Source organism: Myxococcus sp. AB056 (assembly GCF_006547365.1).
Classification (GTDB): Bacteria; Myxococcota; Myxococcia; order Myxococcales; family Myxococcaceae; genus Myxococcus; species Myxococcus virescens.
Window position 1 is genome coordinate 61,115 of record NZ_VHLB01000039.1, and the last position, 11,481, is coordinate 72,595.

General features: G+C 71.0%; 6 protein-coding genes and 1 pseudogene. 6 read left to right on the forward strand and 1 reads right to left on the reverse strand.

Annotated elements, in window-relative coordinates; genetic code table 11:
* Positions 1-22 precede the first annotated feature (22 nt).
* A complete protein-coding gene (locus FMP39_RS18615; protein WP_141591693.1) occupies positions 23-4,552 on the forward strand; it encodes a hypothetical protein in 4,530 nt (1,509 codons plus the stop codon).
* Between the two features lies 1 nt (position 4,553).
* On the opposite strand, the gene FMP39_RS18620 is transcribed toward FMP39_RS18615, so the two are convergent.
* Positions 4,554-5,402: a hypothetical protein gene (locus FMP39_RS18620; RefSeq protein WP_141591694.1), complete on the reverse strand. Its 849-nt coding sequence runs from the start codon at positions 5,400-5,402 to the stop codon at positions 4,554-4,556.
* A gap of 60 nt (positions 5,403-5,462) precedes the next feature.
* Here FMP39_RS18620 and galU point away from each other — a divergent pair, with 60 nt between their 5' ends.
* The 5 genes and pseudogenes from galU to FMP39_RS18645 form a co-directional block, all read left to right on the forward strand.
* Positions 5,463-6,365 (forward strand): UTP--glucose-1-phosphate uridylyltransferase GalU, encoded by a 903-nt coding sequence (gene galU / locus FMP39_RS18625; protein WP_141591695.1) that lies wholly within the window; start codon positions 5,463-5,465, stop codon positions 6,363-6,365.
* Entirely contained in the window at positions 6,362-7,117 is a 756-nt protein-coding gene (locus FMP39_RS18630; RefSeq protein ID WP_090484501.1) for a hypothetical protein, read from the forward strand. Before galU ends, FMP39_RS18630 begins: the two co-directional genes overlap by 4 nt.
* 108 nt (positions 7,118-7,225) lie before the next feature.
* A complete protein-coding gene (locus FMP39_RS18635; protein ID WP_141591696.1) occupies positions 7,226-7,852 on the forward strand; it encodes a glutathione S-transferase family protein in 627 nt (208 codons plus the stop codon).
* A 133-nt stretch (positions 7,853-7,985) separates the two neighbouring features.
* Positions 7,986-10,373 (forward strand): primosomal protein N', encoded by a 2,388-nt coding sequence (priA, locus tag FMP39_RS18640; protein ID WP_141591697.1) that lies wholly within the window; start codon positions 7,986-7,988, stop codon positions 10,371-10,373.
* A 15-nt stretch (positions 10,374-10,388) separates the two neighbouring features.
* Positions 10,389-11,481 (forward strand): annotated as a pseudogene (locus tag FMP39_RS18645) (response regulator receiver protein); the annotation flags it as partial.

Sequence of the window (11,481 nt, forward strand, 5' to 3'; positions counted from 1 at the left end):
TTGTGTGTAGACTGCCGCACCCATGGGTGGCGTGAGAAACGGCAGGAACGCCGGCACGCCGGAGCCCGCAGCGGTCCGACAGGAGGCGCTGCAGCCCGGCGCGTCCGACGTCAAGCCCGCGGAGGATGTCAGCGAAGGGGTGGACCGGCACCTCCGGTCCGCGGCTCGGCAGTTGCGAGAGGGCTCCGCCGCGCGCGCGTTCGGAGAGCTTGCGCGCGCCAGCCGGACCCTGCCGATGACGCCGCGCCTGGCCGCCGGGATTGTGCGCATGGCGCTGCTGGCGGGCACCGAGGCGGCGGCCATCACCCTGCTGGAGGTGGCGCCCACGGTGGTTTCCAGCAGGCGCGCGGTCCGGCGTCAGCTCGCGCGGGTACTGCGACGGGTGGACCAACTGCCGCGTGCCGCCGCCGCGCTCGAAGCCCTCCTGGTGGAATGGCCCGAGGACCGGCGTGCCCAGCGCGTGCTCCAGTTGCTGCGTGCGCGCATCGAGGGCAAGGCGGTGCCTGACGCTGGTGCGAGCGCCCTGAAGGTGGATGCGGACGGGCAGGTTGTGTTGGCGAAGCTCCCAGCGCGGAAAGAAGGCACGCAGGCAGCGGCCTCTTGGGAGAACGACGACGCCGTCTACCTCATCGAAACCGTGGTGGGGCCGCCGCTCTCCGCGAGGGCGCCCTCGGCGTCAGCTTCCACGGTCGGTGCGGCGGAGACACGTTCGCAGCCTTCGGTGTCGCAGCGCCCAGAGGCTGGTGGAGGAGCGCCTGCGACCGCGTTACCTGAGCGCGGCGCGGAGGGGCTTCAGGCGGAAGCTCCGCCCGTCTCGGAACAACGTGGGCCTGTGTCGAGCTCGCTCTCACAGCCTGGGCCTGATGTGAGAGCGACGGCTTCGTCCAAGGGGAGCGAAGCGCTGCCCGATGCCGATGCGCGTCCGTCGCCCGTGAAGGCGCCACCCACTGACTCGTTCAAGACGGTGTTGGAGATGCCGGCGGTGGAACTCCCCGCGGTGACTCCCCGCGGCACCTCTACTTCCGAAGCACCCAAGACTGTCGTGGAAATGCCGGCGGTGGTTGTGCCACCGAGGGCATTTGACTTCGAGGCGCGCAAGACGGAAGTGGAGATGCCCGCGCTAGGGGACGTCGCCGTGCCCCCGTCTTCAGGTGTGGCCAAGACGTTTGTTCCGGGGCGCGCGCCACTGCCCGTGCCTTGGGCCGATGCCCCAGACGATGACGCGCCCGTGCCCGCGCGGGTCGCTCGCTTCGACGACGCCGACGAAGGTGAAGTCACTTCGGAGGCACAGCCCTTTCTCGTCGGCGCTGACGTATCGAGTCCTCCACCGCGCCAGCAGACTCCTGCCTCTTCGAAGCGCGAGCGGCGGAAGACCCCGCCCCCGTCCGAGGCGCTGCCACCGCCCATCACGTCCAGTGCCGCACCCGAGCCGGATGCCCGCTCAGGCACCATGGAGGTGTCGTTGGCGGAGTTGGAGGCCGCGCTCGCCTCGGCTTCTGGCGATGCACCGAACAAGAAAGGCCGCGCTTCCGAGGCGAGCGCGGGGCCTCGGGAAGAAGACACCGAGGAGCTGACCCGCTCGCGGAAGGTCGAGGCCCAGCTCATCGCTCGACGGGCCTGGGCCGAGCTGGCTCAGCTCTACCTCAAGCGGGCGGACCGGGCGAAGGACGCGTCCCTGCGCGCCGATGCGTTGGCGCGCCTCGCGGAGGTGATGGAGAACGAGCTCCACGACCCCGCGGGCGCCGCGCGCATGTACCGGGAAATCGTGGAGCTGACGGGAGACCGCGCCGCGCTTCGAGATCAGGTGCGGTTGCTCGCCGCGAGAGGGGACGCGTCCCTCGTGCGCCGTGCGCTGGACGAGGCCATCCGGCGCGCGCCCGCTGGCCGCGCACGCGCTGGGGCTCTGCTCACGCGGGGCGAGCGCTGGCTCCACATGGGCGAGCTGAAGAAGGCTCGCGCGGACTTCGAGGCGGCGGAGTCCTCCGCGCCGGGGCTGCTTCCCGTGCTCGCGGGGATGCTCCGCTGCGTGTCGGACGCGGAACGTCCGTCCATCGCGGAGCGGCTCCGGGTGGCACTGGCGGCGGCACCACGCCGTGCGCTGGACCGCGTGGAAGCGCTGCGCGTCCTGGCCCAGGTCGCGGAGGAGTCGCTGAGCGATTTGCGGCTCGCGCAGTGGGCCTGGAGCGAGGTGCTCACGGAGAGTCCCGACAGCGAGCAGGCGCGCGTGCAGCTCACGACGCTGACGCGAAAGCTCGGCGACACGACGGTGCTCAGCCGGCTTCTGCGTGCGCAGCTCGCCCGTGAAGCCCGAGGGCCCGCCGCGCGTCAGGCCCGGCTGGAGCTGGTCGCCACGTTGGATGCCCAGGGTGACGCCGATGCCGCGCTCGAGGAGTTGCGTCAGGCCGTGCGCTACGAGCCGGGCCACAAGGAAGCGTGGCTGATGCTCGTGGAGCGTCTCCTCGAACGCGACCACCTGGGCGAGGCGGCTTGGGCCCTGGAACACGCGGCCACCGCCATGGAGGACGAGGAGGAGCGGGAGCGCACCTGGGACCGGCTCGCGCGTCTGTGGCGCGAGGTGATGGGCAATCCCGAGCGCGCGCAGGTCTACGCCCGCCGGGCGGAGGGAATCCGGCAGGCCCGAGCAGAGCGTGAAGTGCCGCCTCCCGAGCCGCCGCGCTCCGCGGCTCCGCGCCGGGAGTCGAGTGGCCCCCGTGCGCCACTCATCGCGGCGCCCCCGGTGCTGACGCAATCGTCCGGAAACCTCCAGCGCCTCGCCAACGAGGAGGCGTCCACCACGGACATCGGGGTTGCTCCACCCGCGTCCGAAAGCGTGGAGCCACCCCGCGATGTAGTCGGGAGAGATTCCCCGGGCGCCGCGGTGGAGCAGGGCCGCAAGGCTTCGCCGGAGCCCGCCTCTTCGGGGCGGAAGGGGAGGCGGGAGGCCCGTTCCGGCCGCGAGGCCCCGTCTGAAGTGGACGCCGGGGCGCGAGGTGAACCGCGTGCGCTGGCCGCGGATGCGCCGCTTCCCAAAGGCGCGGCGCGCGCCACCGTCTCGCCAGCGCAAGGCGAACCGCGCGTTCCTGTGGAAGCCTTCGCCGCATCGCCACCCAAGGCAGAAGCACGTGCAGCCGCGTCGTCCCCCAGAGGGGAGGCCCGCAACCCGCCTTCATCTCCGGGCAACACAGCAGCCCCGCCGCCACGCGCTCCCGCTGAGTCCGCGGACGCCGCCGTCTCCCCCAAGGCACCGGCTGCTCAACGCTCCGCCGCGTCCTCGCGCGGAGACAAGGCCGCGCCACGCGCCGCTTCGTCCGGAAGCGAAGCGGAGCATGGGCCCGCATCTCGCGACGCGGAGGCCCGAGCCCAGCGTCCTCGGGCCACCGACCTCATCACAGGCGAGGTCATGGACCTCGGTGATGCCCCCGTCCCGGAGACCCGCGTCATCTCCTGGGAAGCGCCGCCCGGCCGGATGGACCCGGTGCGCCGCGTCGTCCGCGCGCGCCCGGAGGGCACGGTTTCCGCCCCGGCGCCGGGCCGCACGTTCATCGCGAAGCCACCCGCGGCGCCCGAGCCTCCTCGGCCGGTCCCCGGCGTCATGGACCCGCGCGAATCACCCGCGCCCGCCTATGTGCCGCCACCGGACACCGAGCCCGATGCCTTCCGGCACATCCGAGAGCGCCCGCTCGACGCGAAGCCCTATCGACTCCTCGCCGAGTACTTCGACCAGCGAGGAGACCCGGCGCGTGCCTCGCTCATGCGCGAAATTGCCGATGCGCTCGACGGGCTCGAAACTCCCGCGCCGCGCGGCCAGCGACCACCGCTGACCTCCGACGAGCGCGCTGGCCTGCGTCACCCCGGTCTGCGCACGCCCTCGGGCGAACTGCTGGCCTGCACCGGAATCGCGCTCTGCCGCCTGTTCCCAGCGGAGGGCCGCGCCGCCGGTTCCTCGGAGCTGCTGCGCGCCACCGCGGGCCCCTGCGCGCCCGCCGTGCTCGACGCGCTGCACACCGCCGCTCGGATGCTGGACGTCCACCTGCCCGAACTCGTGCTCGCGGAGGACGACGGCCCGCCCTTCACCGCCGTGCATGCGGGCCACCCGCGTCTCCTCGTGGGCCGACTCCTGCTGCGTGAGCCCATGCCGCTCCCGGAGTTGCGCTTCCATGTGGGCCGCGCCTTGCTGTCCCTGTCGCCGGACCTGCTCGCGCTCCGGGCCCTCAAGGGGGGCCAGCTCCTCCGCGCCCTGGCGCTGCTGGCCACCGTGCTGAAGGACCCGCGTGCGTCCGGAGCCGAGGCCCGCGTGGTGCGCGAGTCCCTGTCGCCACGCGCCCTGGAGCGCGCCATGGCCTTGCTGGAGCCCGGCACCCAGAACTTCAAGGCTTCGGCGCTCGCAGACGCCGCGCGGGATTCCGCCAACCGCGCGGGCCTGGTGGCCTGCGGAAGCATTGGCCCCGCGCTGTCCGTCCTGCGGACGCGCCGGGGCAACGAGGCGGAGCTGGTGGAGCTGCTGCGCTTCGCCGCGTCGGAGCGCTACCTGCCGCTCCGGGCGCCGCGCTGACTCAGTTCATGTTCAGCTTGATGGTGAGCGCCAGCATGCGCCCCTTGGGGCCGCCCAGGTCGTGGCGGTAGCCGAAGTCCAGGCCGCCTCCGCCCTCGGACATGAAGCCGAGCCCCGTGCTGATTTGCGACGTCCGCGTGAAGCCGTCGTAGGAGTAGCCCATGCGCACCGGGAACAGCTCGCCCAGGATGTACTCCAGACCGCCGTGGTACGTGAACGTCTTGGTGTCGTTCGTCGTGAAGTCCGCGCGCACGTCGCCTGCGAGCGTCAGCAGCCCCGTCATCACCCCGACGTGCGCCGAGTAGTAGCGCGTCAGCTCCTCATTGCCAGTGTCCACGATGTTGTGCGCGGAGAAGCCCGCCATCAGTGACGGCGACAGCCGGAGTATCAGACCCGCGTCGCCGGTGACGGAGTTGGCGAACCGCGACTGGCCGCTCATGCGCAGATAACGCACCGTGGCGCCGAGCATGAGCGCCTGACTGATGGGCAGTCCCACGCCCATCGAGCTGAGGTGGGCGCTGGCGCGCGCGCCGCCGCGCCCCACGCTCACCCAGTGGTAGTCCACGCCCATCCCCAGGCGGCTCGTGGCGGCGTCGACGACGGAGACGCCCAGCAACCCTTCCTTCCGCCGCGTATCCCACGCGCCGGTGCCTTCGACCCGGTAGGACGGGTAGAGGACCATCGCCGCGGGATTGCCCATGATGGCATCCGTGCCCAGCCCCAGGGCCCGGTAGGCGCCGCCCATGCCATAGGCGCGTGCGCTCATGACATCGCGAAGGTCCTCGGCGGGCTGCGCCAGAGCGGTAGTGGACACACAAAGGGCAATCAGCACCAAGGCGCGGAGCAACATGACAAGTCCATCCTATCCAGCTTGATGGGGTCAGGGGCCATCAATAGATTCCCAGCCCTCATGGCCTCCAAAACCTCGAAGGTAGAGCCCCTCATCCGCAAGTGTGTCATCCCGGCAGCCGGCCTGGGCACGCGCTTCCTGCCGGCGACCAAGGCGGTTCCCAAGGAGATGCTGCCTATCGTCGATACTCCGACGCTCCAGTACATCGTGGAAGAGGCGGTATCCGCCGGCATCGAGGATGTCGTCCTCATCAATGGCCGCGGCAAGGGCGCCATCGAGGACCACTTCGACATCGGCTTCGAGCTGGAGACGACGCTGCGTGCGCGCGGCAAGGAGTCCGAGGCTGACAAGCTGCGCGCCATCGCGGACCTCGTGCGCGTCGTCAGCATCCGTCAGAAGGAGCCCAAGGGACTGGGCCACGCGGTGCTGTGCGCCAAGAGCGTCATCGGCGACGAGCCCTTCGGCGTGCTGCTGGGCGACGACATGATTGACGCCGAGGAGCCGGGAATCCGCCAGCTCGCTCGGGTGTATCGCCAGTACAACCAGGCGGTCATCGCGCTCATGGAAGTGCCGGAGAGTGAGACGCACATGTACGGCATCGCCGCGGGCACGGACCTGGGTGATGGTGTCATGCGCATCGACCGCATCGTGGAGAAGCCGAAGAAGGGCACCGCGCCCTCCAACCTCGCCGTCATCGGCCGCTACGTGCTGCCGCCCGACATCTTCCCCATCCTGGAGAACCAGACGCCGGGTGTGGGCGGTGAAATCCAGCTCACCGATGGTCTGGCCACGCTCCAGCAGTCGAAGGGGCTGCTCGGCTACCGCTTCAAGGGTCAGCGCTATGACGCGGGCGACAAGGTGGGGTACCTGAAGGCCAACATCGCCTACGCGCTCAAGCGTCCGGACCTGCGTGCCGGGCTGCTCGAGTACATGCGTGAAGTCGTGAAGACGGAGAAGCCGTGAAGCGCACCGTTGCACTCCTCGCTGTCCTGGTCTCCTTCGCCGCGGCGGCCTACGTGCTGCCCGGCAGCTCCATCATCCGCCGCATGTCGGCGGAGCGCGCCGAGCTGAGGCTGTCCACGTTGCGCGTGGAAGGCTCCCTCAGCTTCGGAGGTCCGGCCGTCAAGGAGGCCGGCGCAGCGCTGGGGACGCCCACGGACCGCCCGGAGGTGCAGGGTGACGGCGTGCTGTCCATCCGCGTGCCCGGCCGCTGCCGCTTCGAGGCCTCCGTGCCCGACGGCAACGCCCAGTCCGCGGTGGTCCAGTCGGGTGGCCGCCGTCGCGTGCAGGGGACCGAGATTCCCTCCATGTCGGCGCTCGTCGCGCAGGTGTGCCCGCTGCTCGCCACGGGCAGCGGCAACGTGCAGGAGCTGAAGGAAGCGGTGATTCGCCACCTCCAGAACCTGGGCATCGAGACGGGGCGGACCGGACTGGCGCGCTTCGGCGGCGAGGTGGCCTACGTCATCGGCGACATGGCCGAGGGCCGCCCGCAGTTCTGGGTCTACAAGGACTCCTTCCGCCCGGCCCGGTTGCGTTACTCGGACGCGTCGGGGACGGCCTGGGACGTCCGCTTCCTGGACTACAACTCGCCCGCCACGGGAGAGTGGCTGCCCCGCACCATCGAGGTGTGGCGCGGCGGTCAGCGCAACCTGCGCTTCACCGCTTTGAAGGGGGACAACCGGGCCAGCCTGCCCGACTCGCTCTTCACCCTGTAGTCAATGCCGCCACTTTCCTGAATTCCTTGCAGCGCTGGCGGCGGCCATGAAGAGTCTGGCCCCGCCTGGCCGGGACTTTCCCCGGCCCGCCACGCAGAGGAATGTCCCATGAAGGTGTACGGCCTCCCGATGAGCACTGCCACGCGTTCGGTCCTCACCACCCTGGCGGAGAAGGGCCAGGAGGCGGAGCTCGTCGTCGTCGACCTCACGAAGGGGGAGCAGAAGAGCCCCGCGCACATGGAGCGCCACCCCTTCGGCGTCATCCCCGCCTTCGAGGACGATGACGGCTTCCGGCTCTACGAGTCGCGCGCCATCATCCGCTATCTGGACCGCAAGCTGCCGGGGCCCTCGCTGACGCCGTCCGACGTGCATGCGTACGCGCGCATGGAGCAGTTCATCAGCGTGGAGCAGTGTTACTTCTCGCCCTCCGCGATGAAGGTCATCTGGGAGCGCCTCTTCAAGAAGGTGATGGGCGGCGGCGCGCCGGACGAGGCGCGCATCAGCGAGGGCCTGCAGGGCGTCGAGCGCGTCTTCGGCATCATCGAGCCGGTGCTGGGCAAGCAGCAGTACCTGGCGGGAGACGGCTTCTCGCTCGCCGAGGTGACGTGGATGCCCTACATGGATTTCTTCGTCGCCGCGGGCGGCGCGGAGCTCGTCGGCAAGTACCCGAACGTGGCGGCCTGGTGGGAGCGCGTCCGGAGCCGTCCTTCGTGGAAGAAGGTCACCGGGGCCTGAGCCCCGAAGTAGCCTCCTGACACGCCGGGTTCCGTCCCACGGCGGGACCCGGTGGGGAATGTCAGACCCTTCGCGCACTGTGGACCCCGGTAGCAGGACGGATGGGGCCGGGGTGGTGGTTGAAGGGAGTGTCATGGAACAGCGACCCTTGTGGAGCGGGGCGGACGCGGCGCCCGCGAAGGCCCCCACGACGCGGGGTTCCAGGGCGGTGCGCACCTCCGGTGTGAAAAGCCGCCGGGAACTGTCCGAGCCCGCCGTCGCCGCTACAGTGCGCGCCGAAGTGAGCACTCCCGTCCTGGCCTCCATCGCCGTTGGCCGCCCCGTCCGGGGCGAGTTCACCTACACCCTGCCGGACGAGCTGGCGGGCCGCCTGGAGCCGGGGCAGCGCGTGCTGGTGCCCTTCGGCCGGGGTACGGCGCTGGGCTTCTACCTGGGGCCCGCATCTCCGCCGACTGGCGAGAAGGTGCGGCTCAAGGCCGTCCAGCGCGTGCTGGAGGACTCGCCGTCCTTGCCCAAGGACCTCATCGCGCTGCTGCGCTTCGCGGCCGTGCACTACCGCTACCCGCTGGGTGAGGTGATTCGCGGCGCGCTGCCGCCCGGCCTGTCGAAGGCCGTGGATGAGAAGGAAGCCAGGCCGGACGTGCAGCACTTCGCGGTGGCGCTCGTCAACGAGGTGCCGCCGGAGCTGTCGCGCGCGCCCGCCCAGTCCGCCGCGCTCGCATATCTGCTGGCCGTGGGAGGCAGCGCGCCGCTGGAAGAGGTCGCCCACGCGATTCCAGGCGCGCGCGAGACGCTGAAGAAGCTGGCTACGCGCGGCTTCGCCCGGCTGGAGGAGAAGACGGTGGAGGCCAGCGTGAAGGAGGGCCTGATTCAGGGCCGTCCGGACCACCTCACGCCGGAGCAGGACGCGGCGGGCGTGGTGCTGCGTGCGGCCCTGGATGCGGCCACCTTCCAGCCCTTCCTCCTGCACGGCGTCACCGGCAGCGGGAAGACGGAGGTGTACCTGCGCGCCGCCGAGCATGCGCTGTCGCTGGGGAAGGGCAGCCTCATCCTGGTGCCGGAAATCGCGCTGACGCCGCAGCTGGTGGGCCGCTTCCGCAGCCGCTTCGGCGCGGAGGTGGCGGTGCTGCACTCGGCGCTGAAGGACCGGGAGCGGCTCTTCCACTGGCAGGCGCTGCGCCGGGGCGACGTGAAGATTGCCGTGGGCGTGCGCTCGGCGGTGTTCGCGCCGGTGGACAACCTGGGGCTCATCGTCGTGGACGAGGAGCACGACCCGTCCTTCAAGCAGGAGGAGAAGCTGCGCTACCAGGCGCGCGACCTGGCCGTCGTGCGCGGCAAGCAGGCCGGCGCGGTGGTGGTGCTGGGCTCGGCCACGCCCGCGCTGGAGACGCTGGAGAACGTGAAGCGCGGGCGCTACCAGCTCCTGGAGCTGAAGCACCGCGTGGATGACCGGCCCATGCCCACCATCGAGCTGGTGGACCTGCGAGTGGAGCGTCCGCGCGAGGGCGTGGTGACGGAAGAGGCGCCCATCCTCAGTCCTCCGTTGCTGGAGGCGATGGCGGAGACGATCGGCCGCGGTCAGCAGGTCATCCTCTTCCTCAACCGCCGGGGCCACAGCACCGTCCTCCTGTGCGAGGTGTGCGGCCTGTCGCTCAAGTGCAGCGAGTGTGACGTGTGCCTCACGCACCACCGCTCGCAGAACCGGGTGGTGTGCCACTATTGCGGCTTGGCCATGCCGGTGCCGGAGCAGTGTCTGGAGTGCACGGGCCCCATGCTCAAGCTGGGCATCGGCACCGAGCGTGTGGAGGCGGAGGTGCTGGAGCGCATCCCCGCCGCGCGCGTCGCCCGGTTGGACCGGGACTCAGCCAGCAGCGCCGAGCGGCTGACGGAGATGCTGGCCTCGTTCGCGCGCCGGGAACTGGATGTCCTGGTGGGCACGCAGATGGTGGCCAAGGGGCACGACTTTCCAGGTGTGACGCTGGTGTGTGTCGTGATGGCGGACACGTCCCTCTCCATCCCGGACTTCCGTGCCGCCGAGCGCACCTTCCATTTGCTCACCCAGGTGTCCGGCCGCGCGGGCCGGGGCAAGGACCCGGGCCGGGTGCTGGTGCAGACCTACAATCCGGACGCGGAGCCGGTACGGCGTGTGCTGGCCCACGACTTCGACGGCTTCGCCAATCAAGAACTGGAGTGGCGCAAGGCGCTGGCCTACCCTCCCTATTCACGCATGGCCGCCGTCCGCCTGGAGGGGGAGCACCCCGAACAGACGGCCAGTGTGGCGCGCTCCCTGGGGAACATCGTCTCCCGGCACATGCCCCCTGCGTCCGCTGGGGTCCGCATGCTGGGGCCGGCCCTGGCCCCCATCTCCCGCATCCGTGGCAAGACGCGCTGGCAGCTCCTCTTGAAGGGGCCAACGCATACGGCGCTCGCCCCGCTGCTCGCCCGGCTGGAAGCGGCCCTGGTCGATGTTCCTTCCGCGGTGAAGGTCGTGATCGACGTGGATCCGGGGGCCATGCTGTAGACTCGGTGCCCCCCCATGGGCGCACCGGTTCTTCTCGTCCACGACGACATCGCCAATATCGCCGCCGTGCGGCGCCTGCTCACGCGTGAAGGGTACGAGGTCATCCTCGCCACCTCCGCCGCGGATGCCCTCATTGCGTACGGGCACCACCTGCCCGTGCTGCTCGTGCTCGCGCCCGGCGTGGAGAGTGGCCGGGGCCACCTCGTGCTGGAGGAGTTGCTCCAGCACCCGGATGGCAAGTCGGCCCGGGTGCTGCTCCTGGGCGAGTCCATCCCCGGCTTCAGCGCCCCCGTGGCCCAGTTGCCCCTGGAAGGGGCGGCCTTCGTCGAGCTGGTGGATTCGCTGGTCAAGGCCCCCGCGGATGCGGACGCCTGGCACGTGGTGGAGAACCGGGAGCTGCCTCCGTCGGGTGGTGGTGTCTCGGAGGCCACGGGGGCGGAGACGGAGTCCTGGCACGCGACCCCGCCGCCCTCGGTGGCGGGCGACCCCGCGCTGGCGAATGCGCTCTTCGGGGACCTGGCGCCGCTGCATCAGACGGACTGGGAGCTGGCGGCCATGACGGACGCGGAGCGCTCCGCCCACGAGGCGGCGCAGCAACGCGAGCGTCAGAGCACGCGCGACCTGGATACCGCCATGGAGCGGGCGCACCTGGAGGTGGAAGCCCAGGCGATGGCCTCCATCGATTCGGCGCTGGCTCCGGACTCTGCGGATGGGTGGGGTGAGTCTTCGCCGGGGCAGGACTGGGGCTCGTCGGTGGATGATGAGCCGGCCAGAGACGACGCGCAGCGAGCGTCCGCGGGGCTTGAGGGAGAGGACGCCGCGCCGGCCGAGGATGCGCCGCCAGTGGGACAGCTGGCCTGGACGGAGGAGGCTGTTTCTCAGCCGTCGATGCGCACGGCGGCCCTGGCGCCTCGGTTGGGCGATGCGGGGTTCTTCGACGTCGACACGCCGGAGGCCCCGGCGGGGGATGCCCTCTCCGCGGCGGAGGCGGAGCTGGCCGCCATGCGCGGCGGGCCTTCCTTCGACTCCGTGAGCACGGAGGGCTCGCCCTGGACGGAGCTGCCTCCGGACCCTGAGATGGAGCACGCGGGGCGCGTGGGCTCGGGGG